This is a genomic window from Pseudomonas paracarnis (genome assembly GCF_904063055.1).
In the GTDB taxonomy this organism is placed as follows: domain Bacteria; phylum Pseudomonadota; class Gammaproteobacteria; order Pseudomonadales; family Pseudomonadaceae; genus Aquipseudomonas; species Aquipseudomonas paracarnis.
In genome coordinates this window covers 62,742-81,627 of the sequence record NZ_CAJFCN010000008.1, presented here as the reverse complement: position 1 = coordinate 81,627, position 18,886 = coordinate 62,742, and the positions used below count along the sequence as shown (strand labels likewise).

At 55.4% G+C, this 18,886-nt stretch carries 18 protein-coding genes and 2 pseudogenes; 3 read left to right on the top strand and 17 right to left on the bottom strand.

Annotated features, from left to right (window positions below):
- Positions 1–47 precede the first annotated feature (47 nt).
- The 3 genes from radC to JMV15_RS17975 all read right to left on the bottom strand — a co-directional run bounded on the left by radC (position 48) and on the right by JMV15_RS17975 (position 1,553).
- On the bottom strand, positions 48–542 hold the full coding sequence (gene radC, locus JMV15_RS17985; RefSeq protein ID WP_042558368.1) for a RadC family protein: 495 nt from the start codon (positions 540–542) through the stop codon (positions 48–50).
- Positions 543–642: 100 nt separating this feature from the next.
- Positions 643–900 (bottom strand): hypothetical protein, encoded by a 258-nt coding sequence (locus JMV15_RS17980; protein WP_080896004.1) that lies wholly within the window; start codon positions 898–900, stop codon positions 643–645.
- Between the two features lie 71 nt (positions 901–971).
- Entirely contained in the window at positions 972–1,553 is a 582-nt protein-coding gene (locus JMV15_RS17975; protein ID WP_042558369.1) for an STY4534 family ICE replication protein, read from the bottom strand.
- 520 nt (positions 1,554–2,073) lie between these two features.
- Here JMV15_RS17975 and tnpA point away from each other — a divergent pair.
- The 3 genes from tnpA (at position 2,074) to tnpC (ending at position 4,347) form a co-directional block, all read left to right on the top strand.
- The gene (tnpA, locus tag JMV15_RS17970; RefSeq protein ID WP_009682494.1) at positions 2,074–2,406 is read left to right on the top strand and encodes an IS66-like element accessory protein TnpA; all 333 of its coding nucleotides are present in this window, start codon (positions 2,074–2,076) and stop codon (positions 2,404–2,406) included.
- Positions 2,403–2,738, top strand: a complete 336-nt coding sequence (gene tnpB, locus JMV15_RS28415) for an IS66 family insertion sequence element accessory protein TnpB (protein WP_009682493.1) — start codon at positions 2,403–2,405, stop codon at positions 2,736–2,738. Before tnpA ends, tnpB begins: the two co-directional genes overlap by 4 nt.
- Positions 2,739–2,799: 61 nt before the next feature.
- Positions 2,800–4,347, top strand: a complete 1,548-nt coding sequence (tnpC, locus tag JMV15_RS17960) for an IS66 family transposase (RefSeq protein WP_034128274.1) — start codon at positions 2,800–2,802, stop codon at positions 4,345–4,347.
- A 132-nt stretch (positions 4,348–4,479) separates the two neighbouring features.
- On the opposite strand, the pseudogene JMV15_RS28710 reads toward tnpC, so the two are convergent.
- From JMV15_RS28710 to JMV15_RS17900, 14 genes and pseudogenes are all read right to left on the bottom strand, one after another.
- Positions 4,480–4,917 (bottom strand): annotated as a pseudogene (locus tag JMV15_RS28710) (methyl-accepting chemotaxis protein); the annotation flags it as partial.
- Between the two features lie 105 nt (positions 4,918–5,022).
- Positions 5,023–5,799, bottom strand: a pseudogene (locus tag JMV15_RS28705) (PAS domain-containing protein); the annotation flags it as partial.
- Positions 5,800–5,951: 152 nt separating this feature from the next.
- Positions 5,952–8,021, bottom strand: a complete 2,070-nt coding sequence (locus tag JMV15_RS17950) for a putative bifunctional diguanylate cyclase/phosphodiesterase (RefSeq protein WP_094989982.1) — start codon at positions 8,019–8,021, stop codon at positions 5,952–5,954.
- 832 nt (positions 8,022–8,853) lie between these two features.
- The gene (locus tag JMV15_RS17945) at positions 8,854–10,821 is read right to left on the bottom strand and encodes a DNA topoisomerase III (protein WP_042558370.1); all 1,968 of its coding nucleotides are present in this window, start codon (positions 10,819–10,821) and stop codon (positions 8,854–8,856) included.
- A 228-nt stretch (positions 10,822–11,049) separates the two neighbouring features.
- Positions 11,050–11,505 carry a single-stranded DNA-binding protein gene (locus JMV15_RS17940; protein WP_042558371.1) on the bottom strand — a complete coding sequence of 152 codons (456 nt, stop codon included), beginning with the start codon at positions 11,503–11,505 and terminating at the stop codon, positions 11,050–11,052.
- Complete coding sequence (locus JMV15_RS17935; protein ID WP_042558372.1) at positions 11,502–12,020, bottom strand: DUF3158 family protein; 519 nt, start codon at positions 12,018–12,020, stop codon at positions 11,502–11,504. The genes JMV15_RS17940 and JMV15_RS17935 overlap by 4 nt, the downstream gene beginning before the upstream one ends.
- Positions 12,017–12,772, bottom strand: coding sequence for a PFL_4669 family integrating conjugative element protein (locus JMV15_RS17930; RefSeq protein WP_042558373.1), 756 nt, complete (start codon positions 12,770–12,772; stop codon positions 12,017–12,019). Before JMV15_RS17930 ends, JMV15_RS17935 begins: the two co-directional genes overlap by 4 nt.
- 264 nt (positions 12,773–13,036) lie before the next feature.
- Positions 13,037–14,227: an STY4528 family pathogenicity island replication protein gene (locus tag JMV15_RS17925; protein ID WP_131672194.1), complete on the bottom strand. Its 1,191-nt coding sequence runs from the start codon at positions 14,225–14,227 to the stop codon at positions 13,037–13,039.
- Positions 14,224–14,772, bottom strand: coding sequence for a DUF2857 domain-containing protein (locus JMV15_RS17920; protein ID WP_010565142.1), 549 nt, complete (start codon positions 14,770–14,772; stop codon positions 14,224–14,226). The genes JMV15_RS17925 and JMV15_RS17920 overlap by 4 nt, the downstream gene beginning before the upstream one ends.
- Positions 14,769–16,358: a ParB family protein gene (locus JMV15_RS17915; RefSeq protein WP_042558374.1), complete on the bottom strand. Its 1,590-nt coding sequence runs from the start codon at positions 16,356–16,358 to the stop codon at positions 14,769–14,771. Before JMV15_RS17915 ends, JMV15_RS17920 begins: the two co-directional genes overlap by 4 nt.
- Before the next feature lie 14 nt (positions 16,359–16,372).
- Positions 16,373–16,582, bottom strand: coding sequence for a hypothetical protein (locus tag JMV15_RS28630; RefSeq protein ID WP_042558375.1), 210 nt, complete (start codon positions 16,580–16,582; stop codon positions 16,373–16,375).
- Between the two features lie 85 nt (positions 16,583–16,667).
- Positions 16,668–17,513, bottom strand: a complete 846-nt coding sequence (locus tag JMV15_RS17910) for a ParA family protein (RefSeq protein ID WP_042558376.1) — start codon at positions 17,511–17,513, stop codon at positions 16,668–16,670.
- 5 nt (positions 17,514–17,518) lie between these two features.
- The gene (locus tag JMV15_RS17905) at positions 17,519–17,743 is read right to left on the bottom strand and encodes an AlpA family transcriptional regulator (protein ID WP_042558377.1); all 225 of its coding nucleotides are present in this window, start codon (positions 17,741–17,743) and stop codon (positions 17,519–17,521) included.
- Between the two features lie 115 nt (positions 17,744–17,858).
- Complete coding sequence (locus JMV15_RS17900; protein WP_042558378.1) at positions 17,859–18,608, bottom strand: caspase family protein; 750 nt, start codon at positions 18,606–18,608, stop codon at positions 17,859–17,861.
- Between the last annotated feature and the right edge of the window lie 278 nt (positions 18,609–18,886).

Genomic DNA, 18,886 nt, shown 5'->3' with positions numbered 1-18,886 from the left:
TGCTCCAGAATGAAAATAAACGAGGCGCCCGTAGGCGCCTGTGAGGTTTAAAGCCATCCGTATTCGGCAAGGGAGAGCGGGCGACCTTCACCCACGATAAAGTGATCCAGTACGCACACGTCGATCAAGGCCAAGGCCTCTTTCAGCCGTACGGTCAAAACACGGTCCGCCTGGCTGGGCTCTGTACACCCTGAGGGGTGGTTGTGAACAAAAATGACGGCTGCAGCGTTATGCGCGAGGGAACGCTTAACGACTTGGCGGGGGTAAACGCTGGCGCTATCAATGCTGCCGTGAAAGAGGATTTCAAACGCCAGCACCCGGTGCTGGGCGTCAAAAAAAATCACACCAAAGACTTCATGTTCTTGTTGTGTAAGCTGCAGTTTTAGGTAAGAGGTCACGGTTTCAGGTGACGTCAGTTTAGGACCGCGGTTGAACAGTCGACGATCCAGAATATGCAGCGCTTCGTCGATCAGCTGGTTTTCTTGGATAATGCGATCAGCCTCGAAATCCGAGGTCTCAATCAGTGTGAGTGGGGTGTTCATGGCGCTACCTCCGAAGGGAATAATCAGGGGTACACGCCCGAGGGGAGTGGTTTCCCCAGGGTGGGTGTGGAGTTGCAGGCGTTTGCAGGTGATGTAGGGTTTACAGCCGAGTGTATCGGTGGCGTTGACCGTGCAGAGGTGAACCACAACCGTCGCAAGGCAATGGAGAAAAGGATCTTATTCCCCAGCCGGTTTCGGGATCGAAGTCGGCACTGATGGGCAATAAGCGAACCAGCCCCCGGTGTATCGCGGCGATACGTTGTTCGGTCTCATCTGGCGAGTAATACAGCGATAACGTGCTGTAGTCCTCGTAAGCCGCACCGAACAGGCAGTCGTCGCAAAGCCAGAAGGATTCCATATTGGTTCTCCTGTGCTGGTTGAAGAAAAGGCGCTCGATTGAGCGCCTTGATGTAAAACATCATGGATTGTTCAGACGGACTGAACAGCACGTGTGGCGACACGGCGGGCCGTGCGGGGAGTGGTTGGAGATTCCGGTTCAATCCTGGAGTCTGTAGGGTTGTCGGTATCCTCAACTTCGGCATCAGCCGAAGTTGGGGACGGCTCACGGTTTGGCGCTTGCTCAGCAGGTGCTGTTGCTTCCTGCCTGGCGGGCGCTTTGTATTCGAACTTGCCATTGACCTTGATCCAGTCGATGAACAGCAAACGACCTTTCAGGCTGGCGCCAGGTTGGCCTTGTTTATCGCCTTTCTCATAGAGAAATGGGTCGATCCACAGGTCACCAATACGGAACGACAGCAAGACCTTTTTCTCGGCCTTGACGGCGTCCATATAGAGACGAATCAAACGGTCAGCTTCGCCACCAGCGACTTTGCAATCAAAGCGGGTGTACTCCACTGCATCAGTGGCACCATGCAAGGCTGCGATATCGCAGGCCATGAATGGCTGACCGCGGCGGACCTGTACTTCACGAACACGGTTGAGGTAGCCGATACCGACGGTGTGCAGGTTGAAGTAAGAGGTCGCTTCTTGGGATTGGTTGGCGTAGGCCATGGTGGTTCTCCTGTTTCAAGGGAAAACGGCGACGCACAGCCCCTGACGGGAAAGTGAGCCCCCGTCAGGGTGGGTAAGATGAAGTCGAGCGATGAACGACTCGTCACCGGCAAACCGATGACCATCAGAATGATGCTTCTGAAGGAATAGCTGTGCAGTAGAGGAGCGTTTGCGGTGGTAATCCACAGGCATGGACTAGTCGGCATTCATCACCGCTGAAGCGGCAACCGCGCGAGCTTCCGAACGCTAATCGCACTTGGGTAAACCACCACGAACGTGGCGTAGCCTTGAAGGTTCTGGCCACCTGGGCTGGGCTGTCAACGACAGCGAACCACGCCCTTTGTATAAGCCTGTCAAAGGGGAGCGTCAAGACGCTGCAACCCGATTTTTTACGCCTGGATTAGAGTGGTATTCACTGTATGCGTACGGCCAAGTCATCTACCCAGCCCTGCAAAGCCAAGACATGGTGTGCACTTACATTTAAGTGGGCACCAGTTCTAGCCTTTTAAGCGGGTATTTCATGCAGCCAACACGCCGTTCCTATTCCAAATCCTTCAAAGCTCAGGTCATTCAAGAGTGTGCCCAGCCCGGTGCTTCGATTGCCAGCATCGCACTCAGCCATAACCTCAACGCAAACCTCGTCCACAAATGGATTCGCCTGCAAGCGCAGAAAAGCACGGCGCTGCAACCTGCATTTATTCCGTTACCCGTGCCGCTGGCAGGGGCGAAATCCCACACATCATCATCGAATATTTGCGTTGAAATACAGCACCCGCGTGGCACCGTCACAGTGAACTGGCCCACTGAAAATGCTGCTGCCTGCGCGACCTTTCTTCGAGACCTTCTGCGATGATTCGCATCGACTCCATCTGGCTCGCCACCGAGCCGATGGACATGCGCGCTGGTACCGAAACGGCATTAGCCAAGGTGATTGCGGTGTTCGGTGCGGCGCAGCCGCACTGTGCTTATCTTTTCGCCAACCGCCGCGCCAATCGCATGAAAGTGCTGGTGCATGACGGCTTCGGCATATGGCTGGCGGCGCGCCGGTTGAGCCAGGGCAAGTTCCACTGGCCAAGCATTCGTCATGGCTCTGAAATGCAGTTGGACACCGAGCAACTCCAAGCCTTGGTATTGGGCCTGCCATGGCAACGAGCAGGTTCCGGCGGCTCGATCACACTGCTTTAACGGCTGCCATTAGCCTATCGGTCTATCGCCGCGAAGCGCCTGCTCTGGCAAAATTCGGCGCATGACTTCTTCTCCCAATCTCGACCAAATGACTCCCGACCAACTGCGTGCCTTAGCTGCGCAATTGCTCTCGCAAGTCGAAACAATGGGTAAGACGGTCGAAACCATGGGCAAGAAGATCAACCGCGATCAGACGGTGATCGAGAAGCTGACCTTCGAAATTGCGCAGCTCAAGCGCTTGAAATTTGCCAAGCGCAGCGAGCAGATGAATCCTGAGCAGGCCAGTTTGCTCGATGACCTGATCGATACAGATATCGCAGCGATTGAAGCAGAGCTTCAGGCCTTGCAAACAGTGCCAGCGGCGACCGAGAAAAAGCAGAAGCCCAAGCGCACTGCATTGCCGGCTGAGTTTCCACGCACACTGATCCATCACGAACCTGACAACACTCACTGCCCATGCGGCTGCGCGCTGAAACGCATCGGTGAAGATGTCAGTGAGAAGTTGGATTACACACCGGGCGTGTTCACCGTCGAGCGTCATGTACGTGGCAAATGGGTCTGCGATGACTGCGAAACGCTTATCCAGGCACCGGTTCCGGCTCAGATCATCGACAAGGGCATCCCAACCGCTGGGCTGCTGGCCCACGTCATGATTGCCAAGTTTGCTGACCATTTACCGCTTTACCGTCAGGAATCGATCTTCGGTCGAGCGGGCCTGGCGATTCCACGCTCAACCTTGGCCGAATGGGTTGGCGTGACTGGGGTTCAGTTGCAGCCGCTGGTCGATGCGCTGCGCGAAGTGGTACTCGGGCAGCAGATTATTCATGCCGATGAAACACCCGTGCAAATGCTCATGCCGGGAACAAAGAAAACCCACCGTTCCTATGTTTGGGCCTACGCCACCAGCCAGTTCTCGGATGTGGCAGCGGTGGTTTATGACTTCAGCCCCAGCCGTGCCGGAGAGCATGCTCGCAACTTCCTGCAAGGCTGGAGGGGCAAGCTGGTCTGTGACGATTTTGGCGGTTACAAAGCCAGCTTCGAACTCGGCGTGACCGAAATCGGCTGCATGGCCCATGCACGGCGCAAATTCTTCGAGCTGCACGCTACGAATAAAAGCACGCTTGCTGAGCAAGCCCTGCGCTATATCCAGTTGTTGTACGAAATCGAGAGCGAAGTCCGCGATCTGGAGCCGGATTTACGGCGGCGAATACGGAAAGAAAAAGCCGTCCCGGTAATGGACATGCTACATGTCTGGATGAGCGCCCAGCGCGACCTTGTGCCCGAAGGCTCAGCCATCAGCAAAGCACTCGATTACAGCCTGAAACGCTGGGCAGCGCTGTCGCGCTACCTCGATGACGGGGCTGTACCCATAGACAACAATTGGGCAGAGAACCAGATCCGACCATGGGCTCTTGGACGCAAGAACTGGCTCTTCGCAGGGTCGCTACGCAGCGGAAAACGGGCGGCGGCGATCATGAGTTTGATCCAGTCTGCGCGGCTCAACGGTCATGATCCGTATGCCTATTTGAAGGACGTGCTCACACGCCTGCCGACGCAGCGGGCGAGTGAAATCGATCATTTGCTGCCGCATATTTGGCAACCGGTCTAATTGCGTAAGACGTGATGCTCGGATGCAAACGTTCAGTTGCGCCCAGTAAGCAGCGATGATGTCATATTGGACAAGCACGCTTATCGTGAGAAATTGGAACAGCCTTACGAGGTTGTGCCCGATACAGTTACATCAGAGCTCTTCCTTTGCCTCGGCGAACTGGCGCACGGCGTCGACTACTTGCCGTGCTCCGCTCTGAATTTCCTCTATCACAAAGCCGGCTTGGCTGACCAAATCGACGCCTTGATCGACCTTTTGGCGACTAGCCTGCATGCTCTCCACAGCATCCTGCGCTAGTTCATGGTTGCGCTTCACAACATCGACGATTTCCACGGTGGCCTGCGCCGTGCGGGCTGCAAGGTTTCGTACTTCATCGGCGACCACCGCAAAACCTCGGCCTTGTTCACCCGCCCTTGCAGCTTCGATAGCAGCATTTAGAGCAAGTAGGTTGGTCTGCTCGGCGATACCTCGGATGGTCTGCACGATGCTGCGGATCATCTCTGACTGCTGATTGACTGCAGTGATGCCTTCAGCCGCTCGTGAGAGCTCGGCTGCTATGCCTTGTACCACCTCGACCGTTTCACTAATGACCTCGGCACCATGGCGAGCGCTTCTGTCCGTCTGCTGGGATATATTGTAGGCGAACGTGGCTGCATCGGATTCTGCCTGCTGCTGGCGCACTTGGGACGTAATATCACGGGCAAACTTAACTACTTTGTAAAGCCGGCCACTGGCATCGAATACCGGGTTGTAGGTTGCGCTCAGCCAGACGGTATCGCCATGCCGGTTGAGTCGCTGGAAGCGTCCAGAGAAGAACTCACCACGGTTCAGTCGCTCCCAGAAATCGCGGTATTCAGGAGAGTCCGCTTCACCTCGTGTGCAGAACATGCGGTGGTGCTTTCCCCGAATCTCATCCAGGCGATAGCCCATGGCCTGCTCGAAGTTTTCGTTGGCGTCGAGAACCTCACCTTTCAAGTTAAAGGAAATCGCAGCCATCGAGCGACTGATGGCCTGAACCATGCTGCTCTGCTCCTGCTCACGGATCACCTGAGTAGTAATGTCGGTGGCCAGCTTCAGCACGCCTTCGACGCGACCATCGGCGCCTCGGATAGGGTTGTAGCTGGCTTCGAGCCAGACCTCCAGGCCTTGCTTATTACGCCTCAGGAAACGTTCACGTATGTACTCGCCACCAGCCAGGCGCTGCCAGAACTTACGATAGTCGGCACTCGCCTGGTAATCAGGAAAACAGAAAATACGATGGTGCTGTCCGACGATCTCCTCCAGTCGGTAGCCCATGGTGGTAAGAAGGTTCTCATTGGCACCTATGATGGTGCCATCGGGTTTAAATTCAATTGTTGCCGTCGAACGGTCAACGGCCACGGCCCTTGCTTCTGCGGCCTGAAGCTTTTGCAGAGCCTCAGCCAAGGTCTGCTTGATTGCCTTGTTGAACATTGATTAGCCTTAGAGTGAATTTTACTATCGGACGAATGAGGAGAAGCCGTAAATCCCAATTCGAATGTTTAACTGATGCTTAAATCAGGTGATGTAGCGGGTCTGCAAATTGCACCAGCAAGCACCAACTTGAATCTATGGCTTGTGCAGTATCACGCTAGAGTCTTGGTCGCGCTTAAGCTTTCCAGCATCCTCTCTGCGCTCATCGGCTTGCCCAGCAGGTAACCTTGCAAAATGTCGCAACCCAACTCGGTAAGCATCTGTTGTTGTTCAGCGGTTTCCACACCCTCTGCAACGATCCTCAGCCCCAGCGTTTTACCGAGCGCTACTATGGCCGAAACGATAGCCGCGTCATCGTTACACTTAGCCAGCTCGGTGATAAAACCTCGGTCGATCTTCAGTTCGTTGGCTGGTAGGCGCTTAAGATAAAGCAGGCTGGAATAACCGGTACCAAAGTCGTCGATGGAGATATTCACGCCCAATGCTGCCAATTGATCAAGAACAATCAAAGCAGCTTCAGCGTCCCGCATCGCCGTAGATTCGGTAACTTCCAGTGTCAGGAAACGGGGGGGCAGGCCACTGCTTTGCAGGGCATTGCGCACGACATCAACGAGCTTTGCATGGGCCAGTTGTACCGTCGAAATGTTGACCGCAATACTCCATTCGTCTTTACCTTCGCCTAACGCTTGCCATTCGGCCATCTGCCGGCACGCCTCATGGATTACCCAGCTACCGATTGGCACGATCAATCCAGTACGCTCTGCCAAGGGCAGGAAACGGACGGGCGGCACCAAGCCCAAACCTGGCTTGTTCCAACGCAGTAAAGCTTCAACGCCGATCATAGGGCCATTTGGGGCGAGCATCTTCGGCTGGAAGTGCAGGATAAATTCATTCCGATCCAGTGCGCACCGCAGATCCTGTTGCATTTCCAACTGCAGGTGAGCGTTAACGTTCATAGCTTTTTCAAAGAAGCAGTAGCCATCGCGGCCCTGCTCCTTGGCGTGGTACATAGCCGCATCGGCATTGACCATCAGCTCATGCTCGGTTAGGCCATTTTCTGGGAATATAGCGATACCGATGCTAGCGGACACATGCACTGTCTGCCGCCCAAGTACGTAAGGTAATCGAATATTTTCCACCAAGCGTTGCGCCAACATCGCAGCGTCTTCAGGTTCGCCGGGATCGATAAGCAGAACGAACTCGTCGCCTCCGAGGCGAGCCACCGTATCTTCGCCGCGTTTGGCGTCGTTGATTCGCTTTGCTACTTGCAGAAGCAACTGGTCGCCAGTGTGATGACCGTAAGTATCGTTAACAGCTTTGAAACCATCCAGATCCATGAAGAGTACGGCAAAGTGGCTCTTCTGCCTGATGGCTTTATGAATCGCTTGCTGAAGACGGTCGTTTAGGAGGATACGGTTAGGGAGGCGAGTAAGATTGTCGTGAAGAGCTAGCTGCACCAGTTCACTGTTTGCGAGGTCAAGGGAGCTGGCAAGTATGCTGGTGCGGACGTCAAGCATTGATACGATCAAGGCAATAGCGCAGACAGCCAGCGTGATCAGAATCACCAAAACCATTAGCCAGTTGCTATCAATGCCTGCATTGACCGCTCCGCACACGCTCCCGATAGGAAATTGGGCAGCCGCCATTCCGGTATAGTGCATTCCAACAATGGCACACCCCATAATTAACGAGGCGCCGATGCGTGTACGATTGATGTACTGACCTTCGCCACGCAGGCGGAAAGCGATCCACAAAGCCACGCCCGAAGCAAGGATAGCAATCAGCACCGATAGCGCGAACAACGACGGAACGTATTCCACTACAGGATTCATCAGCAGCGCCGCCATTCCAACGTAGTGCATGGATGCAATTCCGATACCCATGAGCACCGCACCAAGCAGCAAACGCGGCAGTGGCATTTCCGTCTGGCATGCTAGCCACAAAGCAAAGGCGGAGGAGGCGATGGCGATCAACAACGATAAGCCAGTCAGCGTCAGGTCGTAACCCAGCTCGATGGGCAGTTGGAAGGCCAACATGCCAATAAAATGCATCGACCAGAGGCCCGTGCCCATGGCGGAAGATCCACCGGCAAGCCAAAGTGCCGATGCTTTGCCTTCGGTACGGGTGACTCGACCAGTCATGTCCAGCGCGGTATAAGACGCCAGGATCGCTACGGCGAAGGAAAACAGCACATACACGCTGTTATAGCTGCTTACTAGCATTGAAACCCCGAAGGTTGAATTTGGCTCCTCTGGGCCATCGGCGGCACGAGCAGTTTCTGAAGAGTACGCTTCATCCTATCGTCAAAAATTTTACAAAAAAAAGCGTCATGCCAGCCTTGCGACTTCCACGGGCACGCTTACGGCTGAATGCGATGCTGGCAATTGTAGTGCCGTGCTGGGCACCCATATTGAATGACCTGGGCTTTGAAGGCCTTGGAATAGGAACCGAGTGTTGGCTGCATGAAATACCCGTTTAAAGGCTAGATCTGGTGCTCACTTAAATTTGAGTGCACTCGATGTCTTGGCTTTGCGGGGCTGGGTAGATGACATGGCCGGACGGTTACTATTCACTGGCATGAACAAAATGAAGAGTGGGCCTGACGGAGTGTCAGGCAAGGAACAGAAAAGCCACCTTTGACGGTCTTACGCAGTCGACAAGCTCCTCGCAAAACTTGGTTGAACTGCGCAATGATTCGTCAACCGATCCTTGTCGTGGCCTGGGTCGGAACATGCTGGCACGCATCCGCGCACAAAGGGTGCCCCTTGTTTCCCCGGTGGGCTCCGGGACTGAATACGATCGCCGAAGCGGATGACCGCTATTGCCGGGTAGAGGCAACAGTGGTCATCCGCCACCACAATCAGGTCGAGCACAAAACGGGAACGAGATCCCGCAGAAGAGGAGACTCCGAACTCGAAGAGTTTGACCGAACTGCCCGGAGCTAATCGGCCTTGGGTTGCCGTTGGCGATTACCCTGAGCCACTACAGCAGAGAGGATGGGACTAGGTCAAGGCGGAGAACGCACCATTTTCATGGTTATCGCCCCATGGAACATTATGAGCGACGCGTATCTTTACTGATTGACACAGTGCCTTTGCAATCCGGATATCGGGAGCATGACCAGAACGGTCCTGATTTGCCCTTTCGTTTGAGCATTGAGGCGTTGCACATGGGACAGCCTGGGTTCGTTTCGAGCGCTATTGCCAACGTGAGCGAGCGGCAGTGTGCGATCAACTGCGCAATCCAGTTCGCCTGCTTGGCAACGAACGCATCTAGGGTCAGGCGTCCCGCTTCGATTTCGTCCAACGCCTGTTCCCAGATTGCGGTCATACCCGGATCTGCGACTGCTGCTGGTACCGCCTCGATCAGGGTATGGGCCGCGGCGGTGGCCATCAAGGCGCGTTTTTTCTTCAGCAAATAACCGCGATCAATTAACCCTTTGATAATGCCGGCTCGTGTGGCTTCGGTTCCGATACCGGTGGTGTCCCGAAGTTTCTGTTTCAGGCGTGGGTCGTTGACAAGCTTGGCGACGTTTTTCATCGCCTTGATCAGATCACCCTCGGTGAGAGGTTTAGGAGCGGCCGTTTGCATGGATTTGAGTTCGGCATTGTCCACTGCGCACTGCGCTCCCTTTTGCAAGATGGGTAAGACTTGGGATTTGTGACTGGGCTCATCCTCCTCGGTGTTTTCGGAGAGTAAGCTTTTCCAGCCCTGGACCAAGATCAGTTTGCCCACAGCGGTCAATCGTTCTTCGCCACACGCCAGTTCGACCTGGGTCCGATCAAACTCATGATGCGGAAGAAACTGCACTAGGTAGTGGCTACGGATCAGTTCGTAGACATGGCGTTCTTGTTCGGACATCCGCACCAGGTTTGCCGGTTCGATGGTGGGGATGATGCCGTGGTGCGCAGTGACCTTGGCATTGTTCCATGCGCGGGAGCGCAATGATTGATCGAGGTCCTCGAATGCAGGTCTGAGTGCAGGATCCGTTTTGAGCAGGGCGTCTAGTACCGCGGGAGCCTCGTTGAACATATTCTCTGGCAAATAGCGGCAATCGCTGCGCGGGTAGGTGGTGGCTTTGTGGGTTTCATACAGGGCTTGGGCGATGTTCAGGGTTTCCTGGACGCCGAGCCCCAGCTTACGCGAGCAGACTTCCTGCAACGTGCTTAGGTCGAAGGGCAGGGGCGGCGGTTCTCGGAAGTGCTCAGTATGTAACGAGATTACCGTGGCGGACTTCTCGTCGGTGATTGTTTGGACCGCGTGATGGGCAAGCACTTGTTGTAGGCAACGCCCCGACTCGTCCCGTCCTGAGCATGGCGGTAACCACGCCGCGATGAATCGCTGGCCCATCGACGATAGGTGTACCTCAATGTTCCAGTAAGGTACCGGGACGAAGCCGGCAATCGCACGATCCCGATCGACCACCAGACGTAAGGTGGGTGTCTGGACGCGCCCCACTGACAAAACGCCGTCGTAGCCTGCCCGCCGACCAAGAAGGGTAAACAAACGACTGAGGTTCATGCCGATCAGCCAGTCGGCACGGCTGCGGGCGAGGGCCGAGTGATAGAGCGGGAAGGTCTCCTGACCAGACTTCAGCGAGGAGAGGGCTTTGCGAATCGACGCCTCGTTGAGGGCGGACAACCAGAGGCGCTGAACGGAGCCTGGATACTTGCAGAGCTCCAGCAACTCGCGGGCAATCATCTCACCTTCTCGGTCGGCGTCGGTTGCGATGACAACGGTGGTGGTTTCGCTGAGCAGGCGTTTGATGATTTTGAACTGCGCGGCAGTCTTGGGTTTGACCTCGACCTGCCACTGCACGGGAATGATAGGTAGATGATCCAACGACCAGTTTTTGTACTGAATGCCGTAGGTTTCAGGCGGGGCCGTCTCCAGTAGGTGGCCGATACACCAGGTGACAGTTGTCTCGGGGCCGATTAGGCAACCATCACCACGCCGAGTGGCTCCGAGAACCTTGGCGATGTCACGACCCTGGGAAGGTTTTTCGCAGAGGAAGAGGCGCATATAACTACTCCGGATTGAGTTCGGAGCAGCGTTGTTCGAAGTAGCAGGTGCGAGATATGAGAAACCCGAATGGCAGGTTCCTCATATTAGTCGGTGAGGGCGGCTTTGAATGGGCTGAAGCTGCTACCTTATTGGAGCGTTTGTAACTGGGTGGGGGGCTTCATGAGCCGCGAGCAATGACAGGCCAGGAACTTCGCGCAAAGGCGCAATTTTTATGCCTGAAGTCGTTCAGGCCTTAGGTGATTGCCCTCTGTGTTTCCTGGGTTTCGAGGTCGGCGAGCTGGCCTGCTCAGTATTTTGAGCGGTCGTCGGTTCACTGGAGCGTTCCCGCATGACCACGCTGTGCACCCGGTGAGGCAGGATGCCGACTCGACGGGCCTCGATCTTGAAGGTCACCCGCGCATTGTCTTCGCTGTCCTCCCACTCATCGCGCACCGTACGACCTTCGACCAGTACGCGCATGCCTTTCTGGTACAGGGTGCTCCAGTGTTCAGCCTCACGGTGCCAGAGCTCAACCGGCGCCCAATAGCCGCCCCGATCTTCATAGCTGCCCTCGCGTGGGATGGGGTTGTCAAAGTACACATTCAGCCGTAGCAAACGCCGCGGCTCGTCATTGCCAGAGGCGAACTCCTGGAATTCTGGCGCACTGCCGATATTGCCTTCGCCAACGAAAAAAGTACTCATCGTGATACCTCCACTGCGGGTGTGAACTGGCGCAGCAGCCGTTCGGCACTGGCCATGTTGATCGCGCAGGTCGTGGCCTGGCGGTAGAGCGAATGCACCACGCTCATCTGCAGGTTCAGTGCAATGCGATCGCATTCGAAGCGGTGCAATCTCTCGCGTACGGCCTGCGGCAGGGCGTTGTTGCAGATCTGGCGTTCCCAGACCGCAACCCCCATACGGGCGAAGTCACGGGTGCGCCAACGCAAAAAGGTGCTGCCTGCGCTGGTGTTCTGCAGCACTAAACGAATGTCCAGCAGCGAGTAAGGGGGCTGTCCGGCTTGCTGCACCACAGCCTCCATCAGGTGACATAACTGCGCCTCGATTTCCCTCGCCACCTGCGCCAGGTGCTCCAACTCCCCCTTACCCTTAAAAGGTTTTAAAAGGCCTTTTAGGGAGGCTGCGTGTTCGAGCTGTCGATAGGCATCCGGTGTTAACGCTTCGAAGGGCATTGGTTGAGCCGGGATCATCGGATTCATGCTTCGTCCTCCGGCTCATCCACTGTCGCAGAGGGCTCTCCCGCGTCCTCTGCCAACGCGTCGGCATCATCCACTGCCACCGCACCACGGCGAGTGATTGGCGGTGCAAACTGGGAGCGGCGATGACCCTCAAGAATGTCCATCGGGGGCAAACCCAGTTTCTCAATGGCCGCAATGGCCCGGGCGTTGTTCGCCGCCATGTCATCACGCGTGACGCCGGCATGCCGATAGCGCTGTGCCTGACTGAACAGGCTACGCAGCAGATGGGCGCCGTCGTCGATCCAGGCTTCCATGTCGATACGGCCGATCAGGGCGGTGTGATGGGCCAACAGGGTACGACGCACCAGGGTGTCGTAGTCGGTCAGCAGGTAGACCGCGAGAAAACCCAGCTGGCTGCCGATGTACAACGGCAAGGTGACGGGGTGGATGTTGAGGTTGTCCCCCATGTCGATCTGTGTCGGCAGGTCCTGTCTGATCCGATCCAGCTGTTGGGTCAGTTCCCGCATCCCAGCCTTGGCCTGCATCAGTTTTTCTTCGAGTTGCACGATGGCCCAATCGGCATAGGGATCGTCCTGGGCCGCGGTTTGTTTGATCAGGTTGGTGACACTGATGTAGCCGGCCATACCCATGATCGAGTGGACGCCTTCGCGTGCGGCTCGACCTTGCCAGATACGGGCGGCATGGTGGGTGTGCAGGGTCAGGGTGATGCTGCTGCGCAATGAACCCAGATTGAGTTGATAGTGATCGGCCACGGTGGTGTCCTCGCATTCGCTTGGACAGGAACGTTGCGACAGATGAAGGTGAAGGACAGCCAAAAAGCTGAATGCGGTCTGTTCGGTTTGGTTTAAGAGGGTTAACTATGGAGACGTCAGTGGATTTGATGCCAGTGGCATCAAATCCATTGACGTCTACGTTCATGGGAGGAGATGCCCCGGCTTTTTCCTAAAAATTTCATGGTATGGTCCGATGTGTTCGTAGAGTGGAACTCCCTGGATTTGATGCCACTGGCATCAAATCTACTGACGTCCACCGCGTTTGCCACGCAGTTGGCGCAGCTCATTCAGGCACGCTTGGGCAAGGGCAGACGCGGGTTCGCCCTGTTGTCGAGATGGCCGCGAGGGGGCGGGTGGGGGCGGTTCTGCAATGGGTGACGGTTCGGCCTGACCTGCCCAAGGACGAAAGTCACCTTTCAGCGCACGCTGGATCAGACCCATCAGATACGCCGCTGGCTTGCGGATACCGCCGGCCGTACAGCGTGCTCCCGCTTCGTTGAGCACCGCCTGCCGATCCGCGGGCTTGAGCTTGTTCAGCGCCACGGCGATGGCCTGACGCTCGTTTGGGCTCAGGTGCAGCGCAGCAGGCCAGTGCAGGTTAACCACCGCTGGGGTCGCGCGCGGTACTGTACAAATACTTTCTTTTAATACAGTACAGGCGGCGTTCGGATTCCGAACGGTGCGGGAAACACTGGCGTTCAGACTCGGTTCGGAATCCGAACGAGGGCCTGCACGATTCCGAACGAGGGCATCTTCCCTCCGTTCGGAATCGTGCAGAGTGGCATCGGTTGCCGGATCCAATCCTTGCTGCGCCCAAAGTTCGCCCCAACTGTCGAGCCGCGTCGGTAACCGATCCTGATCGATATTCGTGTCTTGGCGGACTTCCTCCACAACGTGCTGGGCGACAATACGCACCGCCTTGGTGGCATGACCGAGGGCATGTCCGACCAGCGCCAGGTAATCCTGATCCAGTTCCAAGGCTTCGGCGGGGGTTAACGGCTCATCGTGCAGGACATACAGAGAACCTTGGAGACGTCCGCTGAGCTGATCGCGTCCGCGACTCACCAAACTGAGCCAGCGCGTCAACCTGAGCATCGTCAACACCCGAGCAATGGTTTCACGGGAGGCTAAGGCGCCGTAGGGCACACTCGATAAGTAAGGCTGCAGATCCTCATAGCGCGGCGTGACCACGCCCTGGCCTTGCAGCATGAGTCGAAACACTTGCCAGGCATTACGTTCCAGTGGCGTCAGCCGACTATCCAACAGCAGGCGACGCGGCACGACTTCGTGTGATTGGCCACTGAACAGAAAGCCAGCCTGTAGAGCCTGATTGGAGGGCTGTTCAGTGGCAGGGCGGGCTGGCCAGCGCTCATGCAGCTGCTGTGTGCATTGCTGCAGGACACGTTGCCAGCGACTGGCAGGAACAGCATTCATGTTTTGTTGCTGTACTGGTCGATTTGCTGCCAAACGATGGTCAAGCTGATCTGCTGTTCTTCGGCAAGCATCATCATAGCGTCGAGTTTATCCTCGGTGCCGTCCTCTGTTCGTATTTGGCACCAACGTTGCCACAACGCATGCTCCTGCGCTTCGCTTAAATGTTGGGGGCGGCCTTTACGAGTTTCTATCTTGAGTAGACGCCGACGCATGGCTGTTTCCGAATGCGCCAAGCCAAAACACTGGTACATAATGGTGCTGCTGGCGCCGAGTTTGAGCGCTCGGTTGATCAACCGTTCGTTCTGTTCATCACGTTCAGCTTGTTCGATCAAACGATGCAGCACCGGCGAGTCAATCTTGACCTCAAGCCAAGGGACAGTGGCATGGGCCAGGCGCGATAACGTGGTCGGTGGTAAGGATTGCAGCATGAAGATGTCATCCTCACTCAGTCCAAGTGCCTTGCAGCGTTGCAGGTTGCCCAGGCGTAGTTCGTGCAGTACCTGGGTTAGCATGGCTTGATTGAGCATATTGAAGGACAAATTCATCTCAGCTCCTCCGGTGAGTTTTTGTCTTCAAAGATGAGTGTTAAGTCGATTAGGCGCCGGGCCAAGCGGATCAGGCGAAACAGTTTGATTAGCATACTGTCAGGCAGTCGCTCCAGGCCCACGTCCGTGACTGGTCTATCTGGTAGAGGGAGTTGATAGACCCCCAGCAACAACTGCCCGAACAGTGCGGAGGGGATTTGCTTGCGATCCTCCCAGTTCACCTCGTCTTGAGCCCGTAACAGGGCCAGGAGCATTAGGTGAACGCCCGTCGAGCGAGGCGCTGAAAGATCGAGTCGCTCAATGTTCAGGGCGAAGCCCAAGCCACGCTTTTGATCAATGATGCTCTCGGCATCTCCGGCATAGGCCGCCATTTCTCGAGCCAGTCCAGCAATGGCTAAACGCAGTTGTTCAGGTGTATCCAGCTGTGGTGTGATGATCCAAAGGTCGTCGATTGGGCAGGTTTCGACTGGAGACGTCGGCTCGGTGGAGATCTCGCGATCGATTTGCTCACGAATCTGTTGAACGCGTGATAGATGACTGACCGCAGGTGAAGTATTTTTTTCGGGGGCTGTGAGCCGTTCTTCTGAAATTGGTTCTATCTTGCTCTGGGCATCAGTTGATTCGGGATTAGCGTCGGAGGAGGGCGACTCTGCCGCAGTTTCATGCACGCTTGGCCGATGGCTGTTTTCTGGAGGCGTGGTGGTGACAGCCCCAGGCGTGGCGACGACCCGTTGGGTATCGCTCAGCTCCAGGGCCAGCATACGGTAGGACTGTCCAAGCAGGTGGCTCATGCGTTCGAGCAATTCGTCCTGGATCTGCTCAAGATCAAAAGATTCAGGATCGCCATCGAAGTAGCCCATGGTTTCTAGCCAGAACTCTGCAAATGAAACGGCAGCGGTTGGATAACGATTCCAGGTTCGCTCAGCCTGACTACGTAGACCGATCAGGCGCTCTATCTGAGGCTTACCCAATCCGGCATACAGAGTTTGTGGAATGGCGGGCAATAAGTGTTCGAGGGTGTCCAGCATACGGCTGATATGCGACTGCGAAATCGGATAGCCTCCAGCGGCAAGACGTCGAGCCAGCTCCCGTTGTGATAGATCTGCGCCATCGGACTCAAGCATGGTTTTGAGTTTGGCTACTGCCAGCGCCCGTTCGATGAACGTGAGTTGACCGTGCAGGTCGCTTTCCGCCAAATGGCCGAGTAGGGCGGTGATTTCATTGCCCCAAGGTCGGAACAGGCAGTGGATCCGAAAGAAACGCTCGTCGCGAGTTTCCTGCCACAGTTCGCCGAGAATGGCTAAGCGCGTATTACCGCCGTTGCGGATGATGAAAGAGGTTTCACCCGGGCGGCGGGTTATCGGTGGCGGTTGATCCAGCCCGCGTTCACGGATCGACGCCTTGATATCGTCATAAAGCGGGTTACGAATGAAGCGTGGGTTGTGTTCGTAGGGACGTAACTGTTCCAGAGTGACCAGCATGGGAGTGTCGATGACGGGATCGGACAGTCGCTCCAGTCCAGGACCTTGAGTGAAGTGGTCCTGGTGCAGCTTGTCGGTAATTTCCTCCTGACTGAGCTTCTTCATCTGAACCGCCTCGGTTAACGCCGGCTACGCAAATGGTCACCGACCTCGAATTTCACGATTTCGGCAGTCCCTGAACCTTCGAAATGTTGGGAGAGTTCTGCGAGGAACCACAACATGGCCGAGCGCCCCCCTTGCAAACGAAAAACTAAAGTGCAGCACTCCCCGCAAGCCGCGTCGTGTGGTCGAATGGAAGGCTGAACAACGATAGGAAACTGATCCAACATTAGAAAACTCCTTACCAAGCCCTGATGGCTTCAAGGTCGATCAAACAAAAATAATTCGGTGAAAAAGCTAATTGGGCGATTTGGTTTATCGAGACTCCGCACACCTCATTACCGATGAGACCGCTTCGCGCCATTCCGGGAATAATTCGATTGCCAGCGCTTGCATTACTTCTAGCGCAGACTGCGAGCGTCGGCGTTTACTCGACGGGCGAGCATCTATTCGGTGGGCCGGTAAGCCGAGGGAGGCGGCATTGAGGTACGCCACCCGGTCCGGGATTACGGTGTCTAGAACCGAGATATTGGTAGCCTCTGCGAAATTCTCGCGCAGGCTTCGGATGATCATCCGGGTGTCCACTCGATTGACGTTCACTTGGTTCAGTAAGAGCCGCAACGGCGGCGGGTCGATGCCTAGATGACGAAACGGTTCGAGCTCACTCAGTAGTTTTAAGGTGCCCCGACGCATTTCGCGGGCAGCGAGCATTTCCGGCGTGATGGGAGAGAGGGCGAGATCGGAGGCCAAGATGGCCATTTCCAACAGCACACCGCGGGCTCCCTGAGTATCAATCAAAAGCAGGTCATAATTGAGATGCAAATCGTTGAGCAAATTGTGTAGGCGTAGTCGTCCGTCAGGGGCATGTAGCAACAAAGTGCTCAGTCGACCTTGATCGTCATTAGAGAAAATCAGGTCGAGACCGACGACTGCAGTCCTAGAAATTATTCGTTCAGGTATTGTTAGATTGAGTGCAATGAGCTCGTACGCACCTGCCTGCGCTTTCTGGCTCAATGAATAATAACTGGAGAGGGTGGGTTGGCTATCCAGATCCAAGAGCAGAACACGGAGACCAGCATCGGCCAACAGGCCGCCGAGGTTCGCCGCTACTGTAGTTTTGCCTACACCACCCTTGGTGGAAACCACCGAGACCACGTGCATCACCCTCACTCCTGTTGTGAAAGGCGTTCTGCAATCCAGTGTTCGATTTCCAGAGAGTCCCAGCCGACTGCGCGCAGCCCGATACGCTTCGCCCGCGGGAACTTGCCTTCCTTCATCAGGTTGTAAATATGCGCACGTTTGAAGCCGGTTTTTAGTTCAACCTCGTCACGTCGCATGATGTGGCGTTGGGGTTGAGGTGCTTCGAGTGCGGGTACCGATGGGTTGGACATGCTAGTCACTCCTGGCGCCTGTTGGCGCGTGGTGGGAAGTGACTTGGATTGAATCGCACTAGCGCGGCTGAGTCATTGCACTGCAATCAAGCCCATTGCAACGCAATTGACTGGATCAGTTGTTTTTCTTGAGGCTACGATTGGCCACGGCAAACTTTTCATCCAGCGTCCGCTTGCTGAGGCCGGGCACATCTTTGTGACGGGCGACAATGGCGTCGACGATGGCTGCTTGATTCGTGAATACCGAAAGAGGTTTTCCGGCGGGCGAATGGTCCAAAAGAAGGCTGACCAATGCCCCGATCATATTGTGATAGGTCAGTTCACTACGCTCGCTGAGTTGACCATTCGTTTTGGCCAAGGCTTTGAGATCATCTCTTTCAAGTCCAATCGACTGGAGTTCTCCCAAGATTTCTTGAATGTGTTGCTGTTGCGCTTTCAACGCTCTCGATAACTCGTCTCGATCTGCTTTCACTGAAAGAAACGTTCCGAGACTGACCTTTGCAGATGTATCCTCACCGGACTCGAATAAAAAGCTGGGCTTATGGTCGGGATAATGAATTTCCATCCAGCGGCGTAAGTCTGAATGGCGTATGGTCAGCTGATAGGGCTCTACGTAGCTTCCCAAAGGAACAGAAACGCCGAGGCAGCCGTACGGCAGTTCTCCATTGCGTATGGCGTCTAAAATCCTTTCGACAGCGATGTGAAGATTGGGCCATTGGGGAAAGAGGGTTGCAAGGTTCTCAGGACGAGACCAATCCGCCTGCATAATTTGGGCTTCGTAGCGAGTGAGATTGCACCAGCGCAATGCGGCATCTATAGGGCGATAGAAGCTTTTGCTATGCGAATTAAAAACATTAATAGCCATAGCGTGACGGACCTCCATTCCTAATGGATAGGCCTCTCACCGACTATCAATATTCAAACTAGCGATTCATGCTAGCTGTTTCCTCCATCGACCAAATCGGTGAGGTCATTTAATTTCGAGTGCTACCAGAAAGCAATACCCGAGTAGCAATCGATGTTTTTACGCAATCCAGAGCCACAATCTCGGTCTCTTAACCAAAAATTCGGGTTCTGATTAGGTATCCTCCACATGACCCAGAGGTGCAGATATCATTAATCAATGATGCAGATTCTTGATGT

What these genes read in the sequence shown, in the direction of transcription:
- radC (WP_042558368.1), bottom strand. Translation starts at nt 542, where the DNA reads ATGAACACCCCACTCACACTGATTGAGACCTCGGATTTCGAGGCTGAT.
- JMV15_RS17980 (WP_080896004.1), bottom strand. Translation starts at nt 900, where the DNA reads ATGGAATCCTTCTGGCTTTGCGACGACTGCCTGTTCGGTGCGGCTTAC.
- JMV15_RS17975 (WP_042558369.1), bottom strand. Translation starts at nt 1,553, where the DNA reads ATGGCCTACGCCAACCAATCCCAAGAAGCGACCTCTTACTTCAACCTG.
- tnpA (WP_009682494.1), top strand. Translation starts at nt 2,074, where the DNA reads ATGCAGCCAACACGCCGTTCCTATTCCAAATCCTTCAAAGCTCAGGTC.
- tnpB (WP_009682493.1), top strand. Translation starts at nt 2,403, where the DNA reads ATGATTCGCATCGACTCCATCTGGCTCGCCACCGAGCCGATGGACATG.
- tnpC (WP_034128274.1), top strand. Translation starts at nt 2,800, where the DNA reads ATGACTTCTTCTCCCAATCTCGACCAAATGACTCCCGACCAACTGCGT.
- JMV15_RS17950 (WP_094989982.1), bottom strand. Translation starts at nt 8,021, where the DNA reads ATGCTAGTAAGCAGCTATAACAGCGTGTATGTGCTGTTTTCCTTCGCC.
- JMV15_RS17945 (WP_042558370.1), bottom strand. Translation starts at nt 10,821, where the DNA reads ATGCGCCTCTTCCTCTGCGAAAAACCTTCCCAGGGTCGTGACATCGCC.
- JMV15_RS17940 (WP_042558371.1), bottom strand. Translation starts at nt 11,505, where the DNA reads ATGAGTACTTTTTTCGTTGGCGAAGGCAATATCGGCAGTGCGCCAGAA.
- JMV15_RS17935 (WP_042558372.1), bottom strand. Translation starts at nt 12,020, where the DNA reads ATGAATCCGATGATCCCGGCTCAACCAATGCCCTTCGAAGCGTTAACA.
- JMV15_RS17925 (WP_131672194.1), bottom strand. Translation starts at nt 14,227, where the DNA reads ATGAATGCTGTTCCTGCCAGTCGCTGGCAACGTGTCCTGCAGCAATGC.
- JMV15_RS17920 (WP_010565142.1), bottom strand. Translation starts at nt 14,772, where the DNA reads ATGAATTTGTCCTTCAATATGCTCAATCAAGCCATGCTAACCCAGGTA.
- JMV15_RS17915 (WP_042558374.1), bottom strand. Translation starts at nt 16,358, where the DNA reads ATGAAGAAGCTCAGTCAGGAGGAAATTACCGACAAGCTGCACCAGGAC.
- JMV15_RS28630 (WP_042558375.1), bottom strand. Translation starts at nt 16,582, where the DNA reads ATGTTGGATCAGTTTCCTATCGTTGTTCAGCCTTCCATTCGACCACAC.
- JMV15_RS17910 (WP_042558376.1), bottom strand. Translation starts at nt 17,513, where the DNA reads ATGCACGTGGTCTCGGTGGTTTCCACCAAGGGTGGTGTAGGCAAAACT.
- JMV15_RS17905 (WP_042558377.1), bottom strand. Translation starts at nt 17,743, where the DNA reads ATGTCCAACCCATCGGTACCCGCACTCGAAGCACCTCAACCCCAACGC.
- JMV15_RS17900 (WP_042558378.1), bottom strand. Translation starts at nt 18,608, where the DNA reads ATGGCTATTAATGTTTTTAATTCGCATAGCAAAAGCTTCTATCGCCCT.